Here is a 22,014-nt window from a genome sequence, read left to right as displayed (position 1 = left end):
AACAGTTAGATGTCGAAGGTTCGCTCACGCTGGCCCCACCGCGAGCGATCCATCCGCGCCAGGAGGGAATGACATGGCAGACCGCGTGAGCGACTTCCTCGCCCAGTGGGCCCGGGAGCGACCGGATCTCGACGCCACCCCGATGGGGGTGATCGGACGCCTTTCGCGGGTCGACGAGATTGCCGGCCGCACGCTGCAGGCGACGTTCCGGGGCGTCGGCCTGCATCGCGGGGAATTCGACACCCTCGCCGCCCTGCGACGGTCCGGGTCCCCGTTCACCCTCACCCCCGGCGAGCTGGCCGCCTCGAGCATGGTCACCGGCGCCGCGATGACCAACCGCCTGCAGCGTCTGGAGGACAAAGGGCTGCTGCAGCGGACGATGGACCCCTCCAACCGGCGCCGCGTGCTGGTGCGCCTCACCGACGCTGGGCGGGAGCTGGTCGACGAGATCGTGGTCCCCCATGTCAACGCCGAGCAGGAACTGTTGGACGCCCGGCTCACGCGCGAGGAGCAGACTCAGCTGGCGAAGCTGCTGGAACGCTTCCTGGAGAACTCGGGCGACGTCTCCACCCACGACACGAGCAAGGACTGACCCGCATGGGCAAGAACCTCAGCCACCAGAATGCGTCGGGTCGGAGAACGACCGGCGAGCCGTCCCAAACACAGGCCCAGACACCGACGACCATCGTCATCACCGGCGCGTCCGACGGGATCGGCGCCGCCGCAGCCCGTCAGCTCGCCGGCACGGGCGTCCGCCTGCTCGTGGTCGGTCGCTCACCGGAGAAGACTGCGGCCGTCGCGCGGGAGATCGACGCCGAACACTTCATCGCCGACTTCGCTCGTCTCGATGACGTGCGCCGCCTCGCGGCGGAGCTCTCAGCGGCGACCGCCGAGCACGGCATCGACGTGCTCGCCAACAATGCCGGCGGAATCTTCGGCGACCGCACCCCGACCGTCGACGGTTTCGAGAAGACGCTCCAGGTCAACCACCTCGCCCCGTTCCTGCTGACCAACCTCCTGCTGCCACGCCTGCTGCCCGGGGGCGCCTCGGTCGTGAACACCTCAAGCATGGCGAACCGGCTGTTCGGGCACCTGGACCTCTCCGACCTCGGCAACGAGCGGAGATACAGCCCGCGCAAGGCCTACGGGGATGCAAAGCTCGCGAACGTGCTGTTCACCCGCAGCCTGCACGCGAAGTTCCACGACCAGGGGCTCTCTTCCGCGGCATTCCACCCCGGGCTGGTGCGCACGAGCTTCTCCGCCGGATCGGCGAGTTCGATGCGCTGGTTCTATCAGTCGCCGCTCGCGCGCTTCGCACCGATGATCAGCCCCGAACAGGGCGGCGCGACCCTGGCCTGGTTCCTCACCGGCGTGCCGGGTTCGACCTGGACCTCCGGGCGCTACTACGACCAGGACCGGCCCACCACGCGCGTGAACCCGCAGGCCGACGACCTCGCTCTCGCCGAGGGGCTGTGGCAGCGCAGCGCCGAGCTGGTCGGGCTGTCCCCGGCCCGCTGAGGCTCGGCGACCGAGTCTGACGATCGCGCACCGCTGAGCGCCCAGCGCTCGGACGGTGTGGAGGCTCCCGGCCGGACGGGGCAGGATGGGCGGTCAGGACCCCACCCCGATCAGCACCAGGAGCCCCCATGACCGCAGTCGTCGTCACCGCGATCTTCTACCCCAAGCCCGGCAAGAAGCAGGAGCTGGCCGAGGCCATGCATCGCGGCATCGCCGCCGTGCACGGAGAGAACGGCTGCGAGCTCTATGCGATCCACGACGCCGAGGACGGCACCATCACGATGATCGAGAAGTGGTCCTCCGTCGAGGCGCTCGACATCCACGGCGACAGCGATGAGGTCAAGATCCTGCGCGCCGATGTGGCGGACCTGGTCGAGAAGCCGGGCCTGGTCACCCGCATGACCCCCATCCCTGCAGGCACGGAGGCGCAGGGACAGCTCTGACCTCTGAACCCGTCGGAGCCTGGTTCTGCCCACAGCAGAGGCTCCGGCGGGGTCGTCGCAGGCGGCGTACCGTCATCCCATGACCACGCTGGAGCCTCTGCTGCGAGAGCTGATCGGCGGCGCCCTGCGCCGTCGCCGACGGGAGCACGGACGCACCCTCACCGATGTCGCCGGGCAGGCCGGGGTGAGCATGCAGCACCTCTCGGACGTCGAGCGTGGGCGCAAGGACGCCTCGAGCGAGATCCTCGCGGCGATCTGCGGAGCGCTCGGCGTGACGGCCGCCCAGCTGATGTCCGAAGCGGCTCAGTCCGCAGCGCAGTCCTCAGCTCAGTCCGCAGCGCGGTCCTCAGCGCAGTCCTCGGCTCTGCCCGCAGCCACGCCCGCAGCCCGGTCGTCGGCCCAGCCCTACGCCCGGCCCGTCCTGCTCGACCTCGCCCGTGCTCCGCGCTCGGCGCCGCCTGAGCTCGAGATCGAGATCGAGCCTGGGCTCGAGCTCGGGGCGAGGTCCGTCGTCAACGGACGGCACCGACCCTCCCTCCGCCCGCTCCGCCCGCGCGACGTCATGCTGTCGGCCGCCTGAGCAGGATCTCGTCGGCGAGCCCGTATTCCACGATCGCCGCGGCATCCAGCACCCGCTCGCGTTCGAGGTCCTGCCTCACCTGCGAGGCGTCGCGGCCGGTCGCCTCTGCGAGCAGCTGTTCCAGCTGGCGGCGCACCCGTTCGACCTCCTCGACGGCAAGGATCAGGTCCGGGATCGCTCCGCGTCCGCTGGCCTCGAGCGGTCGCAGCACCGCGCGCGAGTGCGGCAGCACGGCCCGCATCCCGGGAGTTCCCGCGGCCAGCAGCAGCACCGGCGCGGCGACGACCTGGCCCACGCAGGTCACCGCGATCGGGCTGCGCACATAGGCGAGCGCGTCGTGGATGGCGAGCACTGCCTGCACGTCCCCGCCGGCGGAGTTCAGGTAGATCTGGATGGGGGTGTCCCGCGACTCGTTCTCCAGGTGCAGCACCTGGGCGATGATCGTGTTCGCCACCCCGTCGTCCACCTCGGTGCCGAGGTAGACGATGCGGTCGCTGAGCAGGCGGGAGAAGATGTCGGCCGTCCGCTCGCCGCCGCCTGCGGTGCGCTCGATGACGCTGGGGATGGTGTAGCTGCTCATCGTCCGAGTCCTGTCGTCGTGGTGGCGGACCGCATCGGGAGGATCTCGCGGAGGTCGGCGACCACCTGGTCGCAGAATCCGTAGGCGACCGCGTCGGCTGCGGACCAGAAGCGGTCGCGCTCCGAGTCGCGGGCGATCGTCTCTCGCGGCTGCCCGGTGCGCTCTGCGGTGATGTCGATGAGCAGATCGCGGTTCGCGCGCAGGTCCTCGGCCTGGATCTCGATGTCGGCTGCAGAGCCGCCGAAGCCCGCGGATCCCTGATGCATGAGCACCCGCCCGTGCGGGAGGATGCTCCGCTTGCCGGTGGTGCCGTGCGTGAGCAGGTACTGGCCGGCGCTGTAGGCCATGCCCAGAGCGACGGTGCGCACATCGCAGGGCACCAGGTCCATGAGGTCCCCGATCGCGAGCATGGCGGGCACCAGCCCGCCAGGAGAGTTGATCAGCAGCGTGATGTCGCTGTCGGGGTCCTCGGCGGCCAGGAGCAGCAGTCCGGCGCTGAGCTGGGCGCCGTTGTCCTGATCGAGCTCCCGATCCAGCAGCAGGACGCGCTGGTGGAGCAGGCCGAGATCGATGCGGTCGGTGAGGGCGGCGGTGGTCGTGGCTGGAGGTGAGGTGGTGTTCATGTTGCGAGTCTTCGCCGGGCCGGTGGCGCGGCGCCAGCATCTCCGCTCTGGGTTGATCAGTCCTGCGCTGATCAGTTCAGGGCTGATCAGCTGTGCGCTGATTAGCTGTGCGCTGATCGGCCCAGCGTTGAGGGGCCCAGCGTTGATAGGGCAGCGTTGATCAGCCCTGGGCGGAGGCCGGCCCGGCGCGGGTCCCCCGCCGTGTGAACGCAGATCACGGCAGGCTCGCCAGGACCCCGCGACGAGGAGGAGACTCGCGCCACCGCCCTGACCGAGGAGAGCCCGATGACGCAGCACACCCCGACCGCCGCCGCCGAGCGGGCCGATGCCGAGCGGGCCGACGTCCCCGCCTCCTGGACCAACTTCCGGCGCCGCCGGGACGAATCCCTGGCCGCACGCCACGGCATCCTCTCCCAGGTCGCGCTGCACTGGATCGACCCGTCGGCCGGGCCGCAGCATCTAGGCGAGGTCCCCGGCAGCTGGGAGATCATCGAGGATCGACCGGTCGTGCGCTTCGGAGGCACGGAGCTCACGCTGCTCGCCGACTCCTCGGAGATCGGCGTCCGCGCCGATGACGGGGTCGTCGTCACGACCGTGACCTCCGCGGGTGACGTCCGCCTGGCGAGCTTCGGCGAGGACGTGCAGATCGATGTGATCCGTCGGGGCGGGCGGATCGGCCTGCGCCTGCTCGACCCGGCGGCGCCACGACTGGCCGCCTTCGACGGGGTGCCGACCTTTCCCTACGACCCCGCCTCTGTGCATACCGGGACCTTCCGGCCCCAGCCCGCCACGGTGCGAGTCGGCTCGGCGCTGCCGTGGCTCGAGCAGGAGCTGCCCTCCCCCGGGGTCGTGACCCTCGAGATCGCCGGCACCGAGGTGGATCTCGTGCTCACCGGCGAATCCAGCATCCTGTTCACCGACGAGACCTCCGGCTCCGAGAGCGCCCACTGGCGTCAGGTCAGCGCACAGCTGGACGGCGACCGGGTGCACGTGGATCTCAACTTCTCCCTGAACTTCCCGTCCGCCTTCAGCGCCTGGGGCACCTGTCCGCGCCCGCCGGCGGGCAACCACCTGCCGCTGGCCGTGCGCGCCGGGGAGGCCCGGGTCGAGCCCACGGAGCGCTGAGCGGCTGCCGAGCCTCTAGGATCGCGGGATGCCAGACCGTCCCGATCCCGAGACCGGCGAGACCCCCGAAGTCTCCGACGGCCCTGCCCGCACGCGCGGCGGGGTGCCCTGGGGCTCCGTGCTGCGCAACGTCACCCTCGTGCTCGCCGTGCTGGTGATGGTGTGGCTCGCGCTGAACGTGCGCCTGCCGTCCGTGGACGAGCTGCGCGCGGACATCGCCGAGCTCGGTGCCTGGGGTCCGCTCGCCTTCATCGCGCTCTACGCGGCGGTGGCCCTGACACCGATCCCGGTGACGATCATGGCGGTGGCCGGCGGGATGCTCTTCGGGGTGCCCGGTGGCACCGTGCTGTCGATGATCGGGGTGACGCTCGGCTGCTGGGGCGGCTACTGGGTGGCGCGGGGCCTGGGCCGGGACACGGTGATGCGCGCTCTCGGATCGCACGCGGAGCTGGTCGAGGACCGCCTCGAGAACGGCGGGTTCTATGCGGTGTGCACGCTGCGACTGATGCCCGGCATCCCCTACTGGCCGGTGAACTACGGCAGCGGCGCTTTGGGCATCAGCAGCCGCGACTTCCTCATCGCCACTGCGCTCTCGGCGCTGCCGGGTCAGATCTCCCTCATCGCCGTCGGAGCGTTCCTGGTCGAGCCGGGCATCGCCTCCGGTGCGGTGGTGGCGATCTCCTGGACCATCGTGATCGCACTGACGCTGCTGTCCTATCGCCGGTGGAGGGCCACCCGCAGCACGGAGCATCCCGAGGACGCCATCCCCTCTGCTACCACTGACAACGCCTGATTCCGGTCTAGACTGCTCCCACGCCGCCGGAGCACCCCTCAGCACGATGTCCGGGGTAGGCCCCGATCGGTCGCAGCGCGCCAGCCGGCGCGCGTCGCAGGCGGACTCCTACCAGGTGCGCACCGTGGGCCAGCAGCCCACCAGCACCACGGTCGACGGATTCCGTGCGATCAACTCGGCACAGGACCCGGACACCCTGACCGAGGAGATCGCCTCCGCGGACCTGGTGACCACCGCCGTCGGTGCCCATATCCTGCGGTTCGTGGCGCCGAACATCGCCGCCGGGATCGCTGCCCGCCCCGCCGGGGCACCGCCGCTGGCGGTGCTGGCCTGCGAGAACGCGATCAATGCCACGGATCTGCTCGAGCAGGAGATCCGCAACGCCTATCAGGGCGACGATCTCGAGGAGAAGGCACTGTTCGCGAACACCGCAGTGGACAGGATCGTGCCCGTCCAGGCGGAAGGCGCAGGTCTGGACGTCACCGTCGAGGACTTCTACGAGTGGGCGGTCGAGCGCGGCCCCTTCAACGGTCACGAGCTCGAGGTCCCGGGGATCACCTGGGTCGATGACCTGGGGCCGTACATCGAACGGAAGCTGTTCACGGTCAACACCGGCCATGCCACCACCGCCTGGCACGGCTGGGCGGCAGGGCACGCGACGATCGCGGAAGCGATCTCGGATCCTGCCGTCGCGGTCGAGGTCGAATCGGTGCTCGCCGAGACCTCCTCGCTGCTGGTGGCCGTGCACGGCTTCTCCGAGGAGGAGATGGCCTCCTACCGGAACAAGGTGCTAGGCCGTTTCGCGAACACCTCGCTGCCGGACCCCGTCGAGCGCGTGGGCAGGGCGCCGCTGCGCAAGCTCTCCCGCGAGGACCGGATCGTCGGCCCGGCGGCCGCCCTCGCCGAGCGGGGGATGCAGCATGACGGCCTGCTGGCCGCCTTCGGCGCGGCACTCGCCTTCACCCCGGAAGGGGACGAGGAGGTGGACCGCCTGCAGGAGATCCTGCGAGGAGGCGATGCAGACGCCGCCGCCGCGGAGATCACCGGCCTCGAGCCCACCCATCCGCTGTTCCCCGAGGTGCGTGCACTGATCGCTGCACGCACCACGCGCTGAGCACCCGTCCGGTCCACCCCGCCCTGCCCATCTGGGCACGGTATATTCCCCACACACACGTGACCCCACGAAAGGCACACACCATGGCAGAGCGCACCGTCAAGATCGCCAGCTCCTCCGGGCTCCACGCCCGTCCGGCCGGCATCTTCGCCCAGGCCGCAGCGGAGCAGCCCGCAAGCGTGACCATCGAGAAGGCCGGCGGCAGCGCCGTGCAGGCATCGAGCATGCTGATGCTTATGACCCTCGGGGCCGGCAACGGCGACGAGGTGACCCTGCGGGCCGAGGGCGACGGCGCCGAGGAGTCCGTGAACGCACTCGCCGCACTCCTGGAGAAGGACCTCGACGCCGAGGCGTGAGCAGGCCGCGCACAGCGACGAAGGGCGCCCCACCGATCCTGGTGGGGCGCCCTTCGTCCTGCAGAGAGCAGATCAGCGCGTCACAGGCCGAGCTCGCCGAGGATCGGCAGGCCGGCGCGGACGGCGCTGATCGCGTCCTCCGCGGTGCGGGCGGAGACTGCCTTCGCCGCGAGCTCCTGTGCCTGCGCAAGGGTCACCGTGGAGAGCACCTTCGCGACCACGGGCAACGAGCGCGGAGTCATCGACAGGCTGTTCACGCCGAGGCCCACCAGCACCACCGCGAGGCCCGGGTCACCGGCGGCCTCGCCGCACACGCCGACGGGCTTGTTCGCGCTCTCACCGAAGGCCTCTGGATCCCCGCCCGCAGCGCGGGCCCCATCGCAGGTGGCCTTGACCAGTGCCAGCACCGAGGGCTGCCACGGAGTGTTCAGATGCGCGAGGGAGCCGAGCTGACGATCGGCGGCCATCGTGTACTGGGTGAGGTCATTGGTGCCGATCGAGGCGAAGTCGCACGCTGCGAGGTGACGGTCCGCGGTGATCGCGGCGGCAGGGGTCTCGACCATGATCCCGGCCGGCTCCAGCCCCCGCTCGCGGCACATCGCGACGAAGTCCTCGGTCTCATCGACGGTCGCGATCATCGGCGCCATCACCCAGGGCTTCGCCTCGGACTGCTTCGCGGCGGCGGCGATCGCGTCGAGCTGATTGGTCAGCACCGAGCGCTTCTCCCAGGAGGTGCGATAGGCGCGCACGCCGAGCGCGGGGTTCGGCTCGTCGGCGTCGGTGAGGAAGGGCAGCGGCTTGTCGGCGCCGGCGTCGATCGTGCGCACCACGATCTTCTTGCCGGGCAGGTGCGCGAAGGTCTCGACGTAGGCCGTGGTCTGCTCCTCGACGGAGGGCTCGTCCTCACGGTCCAGGAACAGGAACTCGGTGCGGAACAGGCCCACTCCGTCCGCGTTCGCGGCGGCGGCCGTCTCGGCGTCCTTGGCGCCGCCGATGTTGGCCAGCAGCTGCACCCGGGTGCCGTCGGAGAGCACCCCGCCCCCGCCTTCATAGGTGAGCGGGTTCTTCTGCAGCTCGGTCCACGCGGCAGCGAAACGGTGATGCTCCTCGGTGACCTCATCGGTGATGGTGCCGAGTCCGGCGTCGACGAACACCTCGGTCCCGTCGGCGAACTCGTGGATGCTCTTGGCCGCGACGATCGCCGGCAGTCCCAGCTGCCGGGCGAGGATCGCGGTGTGGGACTGCGGACCGCCGTCGGAGGTGATCAGAGCGATCACTCGGGCAGGATCGAGGGTCGCGGTGTCCGCCGGGGCGAGGTCGATGGCGGTGAGCACGAAGGGCTCCTCGCCCTCAGGGATGCCCGGGGCCTGCTCGCCGCGCAGCTCGGCGACGATGCGGGCACGCACGTCACGCACGTCGGTGGCACGCTCGGCCATATAGCCGCCGAGCCCCTCGAGCATTCCGGCGACCTGGTCGCCGGCCTCCCAGACGGCCCGCTCCGGGGTCTTGCCAGCGGTGAGGACGAAGCCCTGCGCGGTCTGGGTCAGCGAGGGATCCGCCGCCATCTGGGCGGTGGCCTCGAGGATCTTCTTCCCCTCCCCCGAGGCACGCCCTGCGAGCCGGATCAGGGTGGCCTGCACGGCAGCGGCCGCCGCGGGAATCCGTTCTGCCTCGACAGCGCGGTCCGCTCCCTCCGCGAGGGTGTCCCCGGTGGCTGGCTCGGCGACCGGCGGCGCCATCGAGCGGATGGTGCCGATCACCCGGCCAGGACTGACTGCGACACCGGTGTACTGAGCCATCATTGCCATCTCCTCTGAGGAGGCCGAAGGGGATTCTTGGCTGTCATCGTACGCGGAGCACGACGTCGTCCGCGCCCCTACGATGGCGCGATGAACGCCATGGCCTGGGAGCATCTGCACGAACCCGATCTGCGCGGGCGCACCGTCGTGATGACGGGAGCGAGCGACGGCCTGGGGCGGGAGGCGGCGCTCCAGCTCGCCCGCTGGGGCGCGGACCTGGTCCTCGCGGTGCGCAGCCGGTCCAAAGGTGAGGTGGTCCAGTCCCGGATCGTGCGCGAGACCGGCCGGGAGGAGGCAGTCCGCCTGGTCCAGCTCGACCTGGCGGAGCTCTCCTCTGTCCGCTCCGCGGCCGCTCAGATCGCGGAGCTCACGGACGCCCGCGGGATCGATCTGCTGATCCATGTCGCGGGACTGGTGACCCGCCGCCGGGGGCTCACCGCGGACGGCTTCGAGCTGATGACCGGAGTGAACGCCCTGGCGCCGCTGCTGCTGACGGATCTGCTGCTGCCGCTGGTGCGGGGGCGGGTCGTGGTGACGGCCTCGCAGGCGCACGCCTTCGGTGAGATCGACCTGTCCGATCCCTACTTCTCCCGCAGCGGCTGGTCCCTGCGCGCCGCCTATGGACGCTCGAAGCTCGTGACGATGCTGTGGGGGCGCGAGCTCTCCGAGCGGCTGCAGGAACGGGGCGGGCCGGTGGACCTGCAGCTCGTGCACCCTGGCTGGGTGCTCACGAACCTGCAGAACGCGACCGGCTCCGCCCGTCTGGATCGGCTGGTCACCGAGGTGACCAGGCCATTCGCCATGCCGCCGACGGGAGGCGCCGCCGCGGTGCTGTTCGCCGCGACCCAGCCGCTCCCGCCCGGCTCCTACCTCGGTCCCGACGGACCCAGGGCGCTGCGGGGGCGGCCGACGCTCCTGCGCCGCTCCGGCCCGGCGCTGGACCGCGACCTGGCGCGTGAGGTCACGGCCTGGGCACGGTCAGAGGTGGCGGCGGTCTGAGGACATCAGTTCGCGGAGTCCGGGGACTGCGGCGAATCCGCCGAGACCGGGCTCGGGGCCGACTGCGCCGAGACCGGCGACTGAGCGGACACAGGAGACTGTGCCGACGGGGCCGACGGGGCCGACGGGGCGGACTGGGCGGACACAGCTGACTGCGCTGACACCGCCGACACCGGCGACCGAGCGGACTGCGCGGACACCGCAGACTGCGCCGACACCGCCGACACCGCCGTCGGGGCTGACTGCGCCGAGAGCGCCGAGACCGCAGTCTGCGCGGAGACGGGGCTGTTGGCCGTCAGCATCAGCTCGACGGGCGGCACCGCGCTCGCCAGGTCCTCGCTCACTGCGCCCTCGCTCACCAGGTCCTCACTCGCCGGACTCGGCACCGAGAGGGTGGAGGCGTCCTCGGCAGGACGCTCGGCAGCCTGCACGGTGCTCTGCTCGACGGTGGTGTCGTCCACACCCTCGACGGGCCCGCCCGCGGTCATCGCGTAGGCCACTCCCGGGATGAGCACTGCTGCCGTGGTCCCGGCCGCCACTGTCCAGATCGTCTTCGCCCGCATCGTCATCTCTCCTCCGTCGGCCCGTGCTCCGGGCTGCTTCCGTTTCTGTGATGCCCTCAGGAAACACCGCCCGGATGAGACCAGCCCAAGATCCGGATGAGGCCGTTCTCATCGATGTGACCGCCTGTGACGCAGGGGTCGACGCCGGTGCCCGCCCCGCGCAAGACTCCTCGCAGACCACGACGATCGAGGAGCACGCCATGAGCACCACCGACCAGATCACCGACCACGGCACCGCGCCCTCCTCCTGGTCGGACTTCCGAAGCCGGCGCCACCGCTCCCTCGCCGACCCTCACGGGATCCTCGCCCAGGTGGGTCTGCACTGGGTGGATCCCGAGCAGGCGGCCCGGTCCTTCGACGACGTGCCCGGCAGCTGGGAGATCGCGGGCAATCAGCTCACGGTGACCTGGCAGGGCGAGGAGCTCGAGCTCCTCGCGTCGTCACCGGAGGTGGAGGAGACCCGCGAGGGCGAGCTGCACCGCGCGACGATCACGACTCCCGGAGATGTGCGCGTGGCGCGGTACGGCGCGGACGTGCAGATCGACGTGATCCGTCGCGGCGGCCGCACGGGGCTGCGCCTCCTGGACCCGGCTGCGCCCCGACGCACCACGTTCTCCGAGGTCCCCACCTATCCCTACGACCCGGGGCTCGTGCTCACCGGCACCTGGACCGCTCGGCCCACCGAGGTGACCGTCGGTTCCGCGCTGCCCTGGCTCGAGCAGCGTCTCCCCTCCCCTGGCGTCGCCTCGCTCGAGATCGGGGGCAAGCGCGTGCAGCTGGTGCTCACCGGCGACGCGAACGTCCTGTTCACCGACGAGACCTCGGGAACCACCAGCGCCGACTGGCGGGTGGTGACCGCGGAGCTCGACGGGGACACGATCACGGTGGACTTCAACCGGGCCGTGAACTTCCCGGCGGCCTTCAGCGCCTGGGCCACCTGCCCGCGCCCGCCCGCCGCGAACCACCTCGCGGCCGCGATCCGGGCCGGGGAGAAGCGGGTGACGCGCACGGAGCGGTGACGCGGAGGGTGCGGGATTCGAACCCGCGGTACAGGGTCACTGCACATTGGTTTTCAAGACCAACTCATTCGGCCGCTCTGACAACCCTCCTCATGCCCGGAGGCACCCGCGAGAGTCTACCGCCGCAGCGCCTTGTCCACCTCCACCACCGCGAACACCACCACTCCGGCGGCGATCGGGACCAGCCAGCCCGTCCAGCCCACCGCACCGGAGGCGAAGGCGGTCTGCATGAACGGGACATAGACGAAGGCCAGCTGCAGCAGAAGCATGATCGCGATGCAGGCCCAGGAGATCGGGTTCGTCGTGAGCAGCTCTTTGCGCAGGCTCGTGGTGCGAGTGAAGCGCGAGGCCAGCAGATAGAAGATCTGGCCCACCACCAGGGTGTTGACCGCGATCGTGCGGGAGACCTCGAGCGGAACGCCCTGGGCCTGGCCCAGCAGGAACACCCCGATGGTGATCCCGCCCAGCAGCAGCGAGACGTAGACGATCCGGATCATGCCAGCGAGCGGGATGATCGACCCGCCGGGCTTGCGGGGCGGGCGGCGCATGATGTCGGGCTCCCCCGGCTCGAAGGCGAGCGCGAGCGCGAGGGTGACGGCGGTGATGGTGTTCACCCACAGCACCTGCACCGGGGTCAGCGGGAGCGTCATCCCCATCAGCACGGCGACCAGGATGACCAAGCCCTGCGCGCCATTGGTGGGCAGGATGAACGCGATCGCCTTGCGGAGGTTGTCGTAGATGGTGCGGCCCATCTCGACGGAGTCCGCGATGGTCGCGAAGTTGTCGTCCGCGAGCACCACATCGGCCGCCTCCTTGGTGGCCTCAGTGCCCTTGATACCCATGGCCACCCCCACGTCGGCCTTCTTCAGCGAGGGGGCATCGTTGACGCCGTCTCCGGTCATCGCGACCACGTCACCGCCGTCCTGCAGCGCCGTGACCAGCCGCAGCTTGTGCTCAGGACTGGTGCGGGCGAAGATCAAGCGGGTGTGTGCGAGCTCGGCGAACTCCTCGTCGTCCGCGGCGTCCAGCTCCGCGCCGGTGACGGCGCCGTGCTCGTCCTCGATGCCCATCTCGCGACCGATCGCGGTGGCGGTGCCGGCGTGGTCACCGGTGATCATCATGACCCGGATGCCGGCACCCTGGACGAGCCGGATGGCCTCGATGGCCTCCTGGCGGGGTGGGTCGATGATCCCGTACAGACCCAGGAACGTGAAGCCGCCGGAATCGACGTCCGACGGGGCGAGCGAGTCGGTGGCGTCTCCGGCCCGGCGCACCGCCGCGGCGAGCACCCGCAGGCCCTGGCCGCTCAGCTCGTCGATCACCCGGTCCCAGTGCTCGCGATCCAGCGCTTCGCGCTCGTCCAGGCCCATCCCCTGGAACTCGGAGCGGTCCAGCAGCCGGTCGGGGGCTCCCTTGAGGTTCACCACCCGGCCGACGCCCTCGATCTCGTCGAGGGTCGCCATGTACTTGTATGCGGAGTCGAAGGGCACCACGGCCAGGCGGTGCTCGTCGTCGCCCTCAATGCCGGCCTTCATCGCGAAAGTCCTCAGTCCGCCATCCGTCGGCTCGCCGGAGAGCACCCACCGGTCGTCCTTCCGCGAGACGGTGGAGTCGTTGGTGCGTGCGGCGACCTCGGCGAGCATCCGCAGGTCCCCGCGGTCCTCGGCGTCGATGACCTGCCCGTCCAGCTCGATGTCCCCCTCGGGCGCATACCCGGTGCCGCGCACGTCATAGGTGCCGGCGGGGGTGACCACGGTGCGCACCGTCATCTCGTTCCTGGTGAGCGTGCCGGTCTTGTCCGAGGCGATGACGGTGACGGAGCCCAGGGTCTCCACCGAGTTCATACGCCGGGTGATGGAGTTGCGGCCGGCCATCTTCTGCACGCCGAGCGCGAGGGTGATGGTGAGGACCGCAGGCAGCCCCTCAGGGATCGCGGCAACCGCGAAGCCGATGGCCGCCATCACGAGTTCGCCGAGCCCGTACTCGTACAGCGCCCAGCCGGCCACGAACATCAACGCGGCGGCGATGACCACGACGATCGAGAGCTTGGTGGAGAAGGAGGACATCTGCCGCGTCAGCGGGGTTTCCATCGATTCCACCTCGTCGAGCATTGAGGTGATGTGCCCGATCTCGGTATGGCGTCCGGTGCCGACCACCACGCCGCGGCCCGAGCCGGAGGCGATGGTGGTGCCGGAGAAGGCGATCGCGCTACGATCGCCGAGCGCGGCGTCGACCTCGACAGAGCGCGGCGACTTCTCCACTGCGAGGGACTCGCCGGTCAGGGCGGACTCCTCGGCGGTGAGGTTGGTGGCCTCGAGGATGCGGACGTCGGCCGGGACCTTGTCCCCGCCGCCGAGCCGCACCACATCCCCAGGGACCAGGTTCTCCGCCGGGATCGTCGACCAGGAGCCGTCGCGCCGCACCTGCGCGTCCAGGGAGAGCATGGAGCGGATGCCCTCGAGGGCGTCGGCGGCCTTGCCCTCCTGGACGTACCCGATCACGGCGTTGATCAGCACGACCGCGAGGATCACGACGGTGTCGACGACATGCCCCATGAGCGTGGTCAGCACGCCGGCGCCGAGCAGGACGTAGATCATCGGGTCCTTGAACTGGCGCAGGAACCGTCGCAGAGCCGATTCCTGCTGACCGCTCGGCAGGGCGTTGGGGCCGTGGTGCTCGAGACGCCGGGAGGCCACGTCCGCCGGGAGCCCGTCGGCCGCGGTCCCGAGCTGCTCGAGGACCTGATCGACCGGAACCGCGTGCGGCGTGGGAATCAGGGGCTGCTCGCCGGCCGACGAGGAGGTGGGTGGCTGGGGGGACGTGGTCACGGTGCTCATCGTCCCTCCATCATCACCCCGTGAGCTGAGGGATCACGAGGACTTCCGTCACCGGAGCCTGGGTGCCGACCGGGCGACGCCCGAGAAGCGGCGGCCTACCGCGTCGAGCTCGCGAGCCAGCGCCGATGCGCTGAGATGGCGGCCTGGGCGGGACAGCGCAGCTGGGCCAAGGAGTCGATGAAGCGGAAGGGGTTCTCCCCGCGGTACAGAGCCATCCGATCCGTGGTCGCGAGCGCCGTGATCCGGCGGCCCGCTGGATGCCTGAGCACCACGACGACGGCTCCTGTGGTCCAGTACGTTCTGCTCTGCTCGATCACGGCAACCTGCTCCCACGGGATCCGGTGGGTGCGTAGGTAGTGGACCAGGGTGAGTCCGTCGTCGTCGACGATGAACTGGAGCCGGGTGCCGATCACCACTATCGCGATGACGAGGAGCAGGACCACCACACACATCACCGCACCGAGCACACCGATGACGGAGTCCAGGGTGAGCAGCATCGCACCCATTCCGAGCAGGACCAAGCCGGCGAATCCCGCGACACAGCCCAGAGCCCCGCGGACCCAACCAGTCTTCAGCGCCCGATACCTGATCTCCGCCACCACTGCCGTCACGCCACCTGGGTGCGACGCACCAGCAGCAGCCACACTCCCGCCGAGGCCGCCCCGATCAGGGCGATCACCACCATCCATGGGCCCCAGCCCATGGTCATGACCTCCAGCAGGTTCTGCCCGAAGCCATCCAGCAGAAGCACACCCGCGAGGATCCCCACGCCGATCAGCGCAAGGATCGCTCCGGCCACCCAGAGGAAGGCCTGACCGAACCGCAGGAAGGCGGCGGTGATGGCGGCACCGAGGAACAGCGTGCCCAGGATCAGCAGGAAGGTCTGCATCAGGGTCTGCCACGGTGCGCCGGTGCCGGTGTAGAAGACGTCGAAGAAGCGGATGCTCAGGCCGAAGCCGTCGGTGGCCTGTTCGATGGTCTTCCCGATGGTGACCAGGACGGAGTAGACCACGGCGTTTCCCAGGAACACCGCGCTCAGACCGGTGGCGAACTCCCGGCGGGTCAGTCCGAGGCCGAGCGCGAGGGGGAAGTACTGACCCATGGAGGTGAAGCCGTAGCCGATCAGCGGCCCCAGCAGGGCGAAGATCGCCCCGTTCCATTGCATGCCGTAGTACATCCCAGCCTGGGCCTCAGGCCCCTGCGACCCGACGATCAGGCCCACCGCCAGGATGACCACGAAGGCGAAGGTGACGGCGACCAGGGGCCATCCGAAGGCCTGCATCCGATTGACCAGGTGCATGTCGATGACGTTGCGCGAGCGCATCAGGGTTCTCCTCTCAGGTCACCGGGCAGCAGCCGCGGCGGTGGTGCGGTGGACGATGTAGTTCTGCAGCGAGACGGGGGCGACCTGGAGTCCGGCTGCCCGGGCGCGGTCCGCACTGCCCGGCTCGGCATGCACGGTGGCGGTCGCGAGCGCACCGATCTCCTGGACGCGGAGCACATCGGCCCCGGCGATGAAGGCCGTGACCTCGTCCAGCCGGCCGGAGACCTCGATCGCCGCGCTCTGCAGCTCTTCGGCCTCGGCGGAGATCGCGACCCGCCCCTCGTCCAGCAGCACCACGTGCTCGAGCAGGTTGGAGACCTCGTCGATGTGGTGGGTGGAGAGGATCACGGTGCGGGGGTGTTCGGAGAAGTCGGCCAGCAGCCGGTCGAAGAACAGGCGGCGGGCCACCGCATCGAGGCCCAGGTAGGGCTCGTCGAAGAAGGTCAGCGGGGCTCGGGAGGCCAGGCCGATGATGATGCCGACGGCCGAGAGCTGCCCGCGCGAGAGCTTCTTGATGGCCCGCTTCTCCGGCAGCCGGAAGTCGGCGACCAGCTCCCGGGCGAGCCCCTGGTCCCACGCGGGATAGAGCCCTTCGGCGATGCGCAGGATGTCCGATGGCCGGAATCCGTCGGGGTACTTCTGGCTCTCCTGGATGAAGCAGGTCTTAGAGAGCACCTCGGCGTTCTCGACCGGGCTCTGGCCCAGCATCCGCATCTCACCGGAGGTGGCGAAGATCTGTCCGGTCAGCAGCTTCATGAGCGTGGTCTTGCCGGCGCCGTTGCGGCCCAGCAGTCCGTGCACCCGGCCTGCGGCGAAGTCGAGGGAGACGTCGTCGATCGCGGCGACGTCACGGAAGTGCTTGGTGAGGTTGCGGGTCTCGATAGCACTCATTGCAGTGCCTCCATCATCTCGGTGATCTCTCGGTGGTCGATGCCCAGGTGCGCGGCTTCGCGCAGCAGTGGGGCGAGGTAGTCGCGGGCGAAGTCGTCGCGCCTGCGCTGTCTCAGCAGCGCGGTCGCGCCGACGGCGACGAACATTCCCACTCCTCGGCGTTTGACCAGGACGCCGGCGTCGGCCAGGAGGTTCAGCCCCTTGCCGGCGGTGGCGGGGTTGATGCGGAGGAACGCGGCCAGCTCATTGGTGGAGGGCACCGGGCCGTCCTCCGGATGGGTCCCGTTGAGGATCCCGTCCTCGATCTGCTCCGCCACCGCGATGTAGAGCGGCTTCGTCTCATCCAGCACAGAAGCCTCCCAGTCGTGAGGACCGCCAGCCATCTCGGCCCGTTGGTTCATTACTCCACTAATGAACCACAAAACCGAAGAGCCGTCAAGAGGTCGACAGGCTCCCCGCCGGGCAGCTTTCCCGATACCGGCCCATGGGGGCACCGGTCAGGGAAGCGCGCATAGGCTGGAGCCATCCGCCCCCGAGCGAGAGGAGCGCCCCATGCGCGCCATAGTGATCGAATCCGAGGGCGCAGCCCCGCGCCTGCTGGAGCACGCCGACGAGTCCCTGCTCAGCGGGGACGTCGAGCTGGACGTGCTGGCCTCCAGCGTCAACTTCAAGGACGGCATGGCCCTGGCCGGTAAGGGCATCGCCCGTGCCCATCCCCTGATCCCGGGCATCGACCTGGTGGGACGGGTGACTGGCTCGGCTGGCTCGGCCGACGAACGCTTCTCCGCCGGAGACCTGGTGATCCTCAACGGGGACGGCATCGGCGAATCCCTCCATGGCGGCTTCGCCACCCGAGCCCGGGTGCGCCCCGACGCGCTCGTTCGCCTTCCCGCCAGCCTCTCCCCCGAGCGGGCCGCCGCGATCGGCACCGCGGGGTTCACCGCGATGCTCGCAGTGCTGCGACTGGAGGATTCCGGCCTGACCCCGGACGCCGGGTACATCCTGGTCACCGGGGCCTCCGGCGGCGCGGGCTCGATCGCGGTCGCGCTGCTGGCAGGCCGCGGCTTCCGGGTGCTCGCCTCGACCGGCCGGGTCGAGGAGAACGGCGAGTACCTGCGGGATCTCGGCGCGGCCGATGTGCTGGACCGTCGGGAGCTCTCCGAGGAGCCGGGCCGGCCGCTGCAGTCCCAGCGCTTCGCGGGGGCGATCGACGGGGTGGGCAGCACCACGCTCGCCAACATCCTCGCCCAGACCGCCTGGGGCGGCACAGTCGCCGCCTACGGCCTCGCCCAGGGTCCGGATCTGCCGACGACGGTGCTGCCGTTCATCCTGCGTGGGGTGGCCCTCGCAGGGGTCAACTCCGTGGAGTGCCCGCTCCCGCTGCGGCAGCGCGCATGGGACGCCCTGGCCGACGAACTCGATCTCGATCTCCTGGACGGGATGACCACCAGCATCGGCCTGTCCGAGACCATCCCCTATGCCGACAAGATCCTGGCCGGGCAGGTCCGCGGCCGCACGATCGTGGAAGTGACCCAGTGACCATGCGTGCAATGACCATCACCGAAGACCATCGCCTCGAGCTCGCCGAGCTTCCCGAGCCCGTCCCCGCACCTGGCGAGGTGCTGGTCGATGTCGTCGCTGCGGGGGTCAACCGCGCCGATCTCGCCCAGACCGCCGGGAAGTACCCGCCGCCGCCCGGCGCCTCGGAGCTGCCGGGTCTGGAGGTCTCCGGGTACCGACGAGACACCGGCGAGAAGGTCGTGGCACTGCTCGCGGGCGGCGGCTACGCGGAGGTCGTCGCGGTGCCGAAGGAGCTGCTGCTGCCGATCCCCGCCGGGTTCACCCTGGTCGATGCGGCCGGCGTGATCGAGGCGGCCGCGACCGTGGTCTCCAACCTCGTGCTCGAAGCCGGCCTGCACGAGGGCGAGACGATCCTGATCCAGGGCGGCACCGGCGGCATCGGCAGCGTCGCCATCCAGCTCGCCCGGCATCTGGGAGCACGGGTGCTCACCACCGTCGGCTCCGATGCCGCGATCGCGACGGTGCGCGAGCTCGGTGCCGACATGGCCTGGAACCGCCACACCACCGATCTGCTCGAGGCAGTCCGGGAGACCGGCGGGGTCGATGTCGTCCTCGACGTGGTGGGAGGGTCGGCGCTGGCCGATCACGTGGGGATGCTGCGCGAGAGCGGCAGAGTGGTCATCATCGGAACCCTCGGCGGGGCGAGCGGAGACCTGCCGATCGGGAAGCTGATGGGCAAGCGCGGCCGGGTCATCGGCACCACTCTGCGTTCACGCCCGCTGGAGGCCAAGCACGGAATCCTCGAGGCCGTCCGGTACCTGGCGTGGCCGTTGCTGGAGTCCGGTGAGCTGCGGGTCCCGATCCACGCGCGCCTGCCGCTGGAGCGTGCCGAGGATGCCCACGCGATCCTGCGCGAAGGCGGCCATCTGGGCAAGGTGATCCTCGAGGTCGCAGCCCCGGCGAGCAACTCCGGCGGTGGCCGGCGCCGGCGGGAGTAGCTGGCACGGGGCTCGTGGAGCCCTGCCCCCATCTCGGTCATTTCGGTCGAACATCTGCAACCGGTTGCCTTCAGCGAGAGGGCGACCTTAGGGTAGAAGAGCATTTCTCACTCGCCGCATCACTGACCCAATGGAGGGTTCACCATGCACGCGCAGTCCCCCACCCCGCTCGCCGATGACCCAGCCCTCGACGAGCCAGCCCCCGCCCACCGGCTGCGCCGCTTCGGAGGCCTGCTCGCGACCGCCGCCCTGACCGGAGCACTGCTCGTCGGAGGCTCCTCCCCCGCCATCGCCGACGATCCACCACCGACCGAGCCCGCCCCTGCAGGGGTTCCGAGCGACGACCCGCGGGTCCTCGACCTCCTCGCCCAGGACGAGAACCTCGAATACCTCGGCACTCCGGTGACCTCGAAGATCGCCAGCCAGGCCGGCCAGGGCATCATCGATGGTCGCCACGTTTCATACCAGCTGTTCAAAGGCGCCCCGTCGACCGATTACCCCGCCACCTTCGCCGTCACCGACATTGAGACTGGCGAGCAGCTGGACACCTGCGTCGTCACCGGAGCCGAAGCCGCCCGGAACCTGAACGTCGCGACCGATGGCAAGGTCTACTGGGGCACCTACCACGACTACCACCTCTGGCAGTACGACCCGGCCACTGGCGATTGCCTGGATCTGGGCCTGACCGACCCTGCCCAGTCCAATGCCCACGCCTTCGGCCTCTCCCCCGGGCCGGACGGCTCAGTGTTCATCGGTGCCTACCCCGATTCGCGGCTGCTGAAGTACGACCCCGCCACCGAGCAGATCGAGCACCTGGGAACCGTCGATCCCGACGGCGAATACATCCACTCGATCGCGTACCACGAGGCGACCGACACCGTCTATGTCGGCTCCGGCGGCATCTCCCCGCGGATCTGGAAGATCACCGAGGGAGGACACGGGGAGAAGACGCTGCTGGTGGATGAGTCCACTGCCCCGGGTATCAACAGCGCGGGCCAGTTCGTGGGTCGCATGGACATCGTGGGCGACAAGGTCATCGCCCAGATCGGCCTGCGCATGCTAGTGCTCGATCTCGACGGCGGCATCGTCCACTGGGATGTGGACCAGACCCGATTCTTCTTCGGCTACCACACCATTCCCGGCACCGATCCGACCGAGGCGGTCTTCTCCACCGGAGGCGGCGTCCTGATGGTCTACAACACCGTGGAGAACACCTTCCGCACCACAGAGATCACCATCGGTGGGTACCTGTCCAATGGCGTCGTCGACGACTCGAGCGGCGTCCCACTGCTCTACGGCACCTCGCAGGACGGCGTGTTCGTCGCCAATCTCGACTCCGAGACCCTTGTGAGCGAAGCACCGGTCGAGTTCGCGCAGCCCACGCTGATCCAGAAGCTGTTCGTGGGCCCTGAGGACTCCGTCTGGGCCTCGGGCTACATGGTGGGCCTGAACGACATCGACAAGACCGGCGCCGATCACGGCACGACCCTGCAGCAGGGCCAGTTCGAGTCCTCCGCAGTGCGTGACGGGAAGCTGTACCTCGGCGCGTACGGGCACTCAAAGCTGAAGATGCTGGATCCCGCCACCTACGACCCGACTGATGCCGCCACAGTCTCGCAGCTGTTCACCAGTGAGGCCCAGGGTCAGGACCGTCCGTTCGGGATGGCGTACAACCCCGAGCGTGACGAGATCTACATGGGATCCGTGGCGATCTACGGACAGACTCAGGGCGGCCTCGCGATCTGGGAGGGCGGCACGGGCGAGCATGTCTGGCTCACCGAGAAGATCGGAGCCGATGAGAACGTGGTCTCCGTCGTCTACAACGAGTCCGACGGCATGGTCTACATCGGCACCACCGTCGACGGCGGCCTCGGCTCGACCCCGAGCGGGAACACCTCCGGGAAGCTGATCGTCCTGGACCCGGAGACCCGCACCGTCGTGGACCGGATCGACCCTGCAGGTGAGGAACGTGAGGGCGTCACCGGCCTGATGGTCGATGACGAGGGCGCGGTATGGGGCGTCGCGGAGCAGTCGCTGTTCCGCTACGACCCGGCCACCGGCACCTCCACCGTGAAGGGCAACGTCGGCGGGGCATATTCCGAGGGCACGACCTACTGGGCCTACGGCTACGTCCACCAGTCCTCCGCGGACGGGCGGATTTACGTCACCGCTGGCTCGCGCTTCTCGGTCCACGACCCCGCCACCGGCGAGACCACTCGCATCGCCTCGGGCGTCGGCTGGAGCGTCGTCGACGGTGCAGGTGATGTGTACCTGAGCGCCGGGGCGCACCTCTTCCGCTACAACGTGGAGGCGGCGGTCACCTGCGATGAGACCCTCACCGAAGACCACAGCGGCTCCCTCACTGTGACCGAGGGGACGACCTGCATCGAGGGTGCCACCGTGCGCGGCGCGGTGAGCGTCGCCGAGGGAGCCGGGCTGCAGCTGACCGACGCCGCCGTGCGCGGCCCGATCACCTCGACCGGCGCCGAGGTCATCTCCATCCAGGCCAGCGAGATCCGCGGCCCGGTGAGCATCTCCGGCACCACGGGGTTGCTCGAGATCCGCGGATCCACCATCAGCGGTCCGCTGACGATCGACGGCACGACGGAGGGCGTCACCCCGATCCTCACCGATTCGCGGGTCGAGGGTCCGCTCTCGTGCACCGGCAATGCGGTCGCCCTCGACGATGACGGCGCACCGAACACGGTCCGCGGTCCGGCCACCGGGGACTGCGCCGGGATGTGAGCGAGCGCTGACGCACAGAAGACTGCCTCCCTGGTTTATGAGTAAACTCGTTACTCATAAACCAGGGAGGCAGTCTTATGAGCAACGACGACCAGACGTGGCCTGCACTCGCGACGGAGGTACAGTCCTGGACTCCCACTGCGGGATTCGGAATCCGTGCAGACCGATACCCGGGTGAACAACGCT

Annotated in this window: 22 protein-coding genes and 1 tRNA gene; 13 read left to right on the top strand and 10 right to left on the bottom strand. The window is 69.8% G+C overall.

Annotation, left to right across the window (positions count from 1 at the left end; all coding sequences use genetic code 11):
• Positions 1 to 73 precede the first annotated feature (73 nt).
• From ACT3UF_RS11495 to ACT3UF_RS11480, 4 genes are all read left to right on the top strand, one after another.
• Complete coding sequence (locus tag ACT3UF_RS11495) at positions 74 to 592, top strand: MarR family winged helix-turn-helix transcriptional regulator (RefSeq protein WP_441443894.1); 519 nt, start codon at positions 74 to 76, stop codon at positions 590 to 592.
• Between the two features lie 5 nt (positions 593 to 597).
• The gene (locus tag ACT3UF_RS11490; RefSeq protein WP_444608340.1) at positions 598 to 1,518 is read left to right on the top strand and encodes an SDR family NAD(P)-dependent oxidoreductase; all 921 of its coding nucleotides are present in this window, start codon (positions 598 to 600) and stop codon (positions 1,516 to 1,518) included.
• Positions 1,519 to 1,646: 128 nt separating this feature from the next.
• A complete protein-coding gene (locus ACT3UF_RS11485; protein ID WP_444605830.1) occupies positions 1,647 to 1,961 on the top strand; it encodes a putative quinol monooxygenase in 315 nt (104 codons plus the stop codon).
• A gap of 79 nt (positions 1,962 to 2,040) precedes the next feature.
• Positions 2,041 to 2,541, top strand: coding sequence for a helix-turn-helix domain-containing protein (locus tag ACT3UF_RS11480; protein ID WP_444608339.1), 501 nt, complete (start codon positions 2,041 to 2,043; stop codon positions 2,539 to 2,541).
• Here the strand turns inward: ACT3UF_RS11480 and ACT3UF_RS11475 are convergent.
• Together ACT3UF_RS11475 and ACT3UF_RS11470 are read right to left on the bottom strand one after the other, a co-directional pair.
• Positions 2,522 to 3,121, bottom strand: coding sequence for a ClpP family protease (locus ACT3UF_RS11475; protein WP_442331826.1), 600 nt, complete (start codon positions 3,119 to 3,121; stop codon positions 2,522 to 2,524). The two genes, ACT3UF_RS11480 and ACT3UF_RS11475, sit on opposite strands and share 20 nt — an antisense overlap.
• Positions 3,118 to 3,744: a ClpP family protease gene (locus tag ACT3UF_RS11470; RefSeq protein WP_444608338.1), complete on the bottom strand. Its 627-nt coding sequence runs from the start codon at positions 3,742 to 3,744 to the stop codon at positions 3,118 to 3,120. Before ACT3UF_RS11470 ends, ACT3UF_RS11475 begins: the two co-directional genes overlap by 4 nt.
• 285 nt (positions 3,745 to 4,029) lie before the next feature.
• On the opposite strand from ACT3UF_RS11470, the gene ACT3UF_RS11465 reads away from it, so the two are divergent.
• The 4 genes from ACT3UF_RS11465 (at position 4,030) to ACT3UF_RS11450 (ending at position 7,132) form a co-directional block, all read left to right on the top strand.
• Positions 4,030 to 4,869 (top strand): DUF1684 domain-containing protein, encoded by an 840-nt coding sequence (locus ACT3UF_RS11465; RefSeq protein WP_442331828.1) that lies wholly within the window; start codon positions 4,030 to 4,032, stop codon positions 4,867 to 4,869.
• A 28-nt stretch (positions 4,870 to 4,897) separates the two neighbouring features.
• Complete coding sequence (locus tag ACT3UF_RS11460; RefSeq protein ID WP_345078635.1) at positions 4,898 to 5,662, top strand: TVP38/TMEM64 family protein; 765 nt, start codon at positions 4,898 to 4,900, stop codon at positions 5,660 to 5,662.
• A 46-nt stretch (positions 5,663 to 5,708) separates the two neighbouring features.
• A complete protein-coding gene (locus ACT3UF_RS11455) occupies positions 5,709 to 6,776 on the top strand; it encodes a mannitol-1-phosphate 5-dehydrogenase (protein ID WP_441443901.1) in 1,068 nt (355 codons plus the stop codon).
• Positions 6,777 to 6,859: 83 nt separating this feature from the next.
• A complete protein-coding gene (locus ACT3UF_RS11450; RefSeq protein ID WP_441443902.1) occupies positions 6,860 to 7,132 on the top strand; it encodes an HPr family phosphocarrier protein in 273 nt (90 codons plus the stop codon).
• Positions 7,133 to 7,212: 80 nt separating this feature from the next.
• Here the strand turns inward: ACT3UF_RS11450 and ptsP are convergent, their stop codons facing one another.
• Entirely contained in the window at positions 7,213 to 8,931 is a 1,719-nt protein-coding gene (ptsP, locus tag ACT3UF_RS11445) for a phosphoenolpyruvate--protein phosphotransferase (protein WP_345078752.1), read from the bottom strand.
• Between the two features lie 90 nt (positions 8,932 to 9,021).
• On the opposite strand from ptsP, the gene ACT3UF_RS11440 reads away from it, so the two are divergent.
• Positions 9,022 to 9,930: an SDR family NAD(P)-dependent oxidoreductase gene (locus tag ACT3UF_RS11440; RefSeq protein ID WP_345078648.1), complete on the top strand. Its 909-nt coding sequence runs from the start codon at positions 9,022 to 9,024 to the stop codon at positions 9,928 to 9,930.
• A 5-nt stretch (positions 9,931 to 9,935) separates the two neighbouring features.
• Here ACT3UF_RS11440 and ACT3UF_RS11435 read toward each other — a convergent pair whose 3' ends face one another.
• Positions 9,936 to 10,499, bottom strand: a complete 564-nt coding sequence (locus ACT3UF_RS11435) for a hypothetical protein (RefSeq protein WP_442331829.1) — start codon at positions 10,497 to 10,499, stop codon at positions 9,936 to 9,938.
• A 194-nt stretch (positions 10,500 to 10,693) separates the two neighbouring features.
• Here ACT3UF_RS11435 and ACT3UF_RS11430 point away from each other — a divergent pair, with 194 nt between their 5' ends.
• Positions 10,694 to 11,512 carry a DUF1684 domain-containing protein gene (locus ACT3UF_RS11430; RefSeq protein ID WP_441443904.1) on the top strand — a complete coding sequence of 273 codons (819 nt, stop codon included), beginning with the start codon at positions 10,694 to 10,696 and terminating at the stop codon, positions 11,510 to 11,512.
• A 2-nt stretch (positions 11,513 to 11,514) separates the two neighbouring features.
• On the opposite strand, the gene ACT3UF_RS11425 is transcribed toward ACT3UF_RS11430, so the two are convergent.
• The 6 genes from ACT3UF_RS11425 to ACT3UF_RS11400 form a co-directional block, all read right to left on the bottom strand.
• A tRNA-Ser gene (locus ACT3UF_RS11425) sits at positions 11,515 to 11,602 on the bottom strand.
• Positions 11,603 to 11,628: 26 nt separating this feature from the next.
• Positions 11,629 to 14,349: an HAD-IC family P-type ATPase gene (locus ACT3UF_RS11420; protein ID WP_441443905.1), complete on the bottom strand. Its 2,721-nt coding sequence runs from the start codon at positions 14,347 to 14,349 to the stop codon at positions 11,629 to 11,631.
• A gap of 95 nt (positions 14,350 to 14,444) precedes the next feature.
• Entirely contained in the window at positions 14,445 to 14,960 is a 516-nt protein-coding gene (locus ACT3UF_RS11415; protein ID WP_444608337.1) for a PH domain-containing protein, read from the bottom strand.
• Positions 14,957 to 15,673 (bottom strand): hypothetical protein, encoded by a 717-nt coding sequence (locus ACT3UF_RS11410; RefSeq protein ID WP_441443907.1) that lies wholly within the window; start codon positions 15,671 to 15,673, stop codon positions 14,957 to 14,959. The genes ACT3UF_RS11415 and ACT3UF_RS11410 overlap by 4 nt, the downstream gene beginning before the upstream one ends.
• A gap of 18 nt (positions 15,674 to 15,691) precedes the next feature.
• The gene (locus ACT3UF_RS11405) at positions 15,692 to 16,564 is read right to left on the bottom strand and encodes an ABC transporter ATP-binding protein (RefSeq protein WP_442331830.1); all 873 of its coding nucleotides are present in this window, start codon (positions 16,562 to 16,564) and stop codon (positions 15,692 to 15,694) included.
• Positions 16,561 to 16,965, bottom strand: coding sequence for a GntR family transcriptional regulator (locus tag ACT3UF_RS11400; protein ID WP_441443909.1), 405 nt, complete (start codon positions 16,963 to 16,965; stop codon positions 16,561 to 16,563). The genes ACT3UF_RS11405 and ACT3UF_RS11400 overlap by 4 nt, the downstream gene beginning before the upstream one ends.
• Before the next feature lie 151 nt (positions 16,966 to 17,116).
• On the opposite strand from ACT3UF_RS11400, the gene ACT3UF_RS11395 reads away from it, so the two are divergent.
• The 3 genes from ACT3UF_RS11395 (at position 17,117) to ACT3UF_RS11385 (ending at position 21,828) form a co-directional block, all read left to right on the top strand.
• Positions 17,117 to 18,103, top strand: a complete 987-nt coding sequence (locus ACT3UF_RS11395) for an MDR family oxidoreductase (RefSeq protein ID WP_441443910.1) — start codon at positions 17,117 to 17,119, stop codon at positions 18,101 to 18,103.
• A 2-nt stretch (positions 18,104 to 18,105) separates the two neighbouring features.
• The gene (locus ACT3UF_RS11390; RefSeq protein WP_441443923.1) at positions 18,106 to 19,083 is read left to right on the top strand and encodes an NAD(P)H-quinone oxidoreductase; all 978 of its coding nucleotides are present in this window, start codon (positions 18,106 to 18,108) and stop codon (positions 19,081 to 19,083) included.
• A 144-nt stretch (positions 19,084 to 19,227) separates the two neighbouring features.
• Positions 19,228 to 21,828 carry a hypothetical protein gene (locus tag ACT3UF_RS11385; protein ID WP_441443911.1) on the top strand — a complete coding sequence of 867 codons (2,601 nt, stop codon included), beginning with the start codon at positions 19,228 to 19,230 and terminating at the stop codon, positions 21,826 to 21,828.
• The last annotated feature ends 186 nt before the right edge of the window (positions 21,829 to 22,014 follow it).

Origin of the sequence: Brachybacterium sp. AOP24-D1-21 (assembly GCF_052378665.1) — a bacterium.
Classification (GTDB): Bacteria; Actinomycetota; Actinomycetes; order Actinomycetales; family Dermabacteraceae; genus Brachybacterium.
This window is presented reverse-complemented; position numbering and strand designations above follow the sequence as displayed.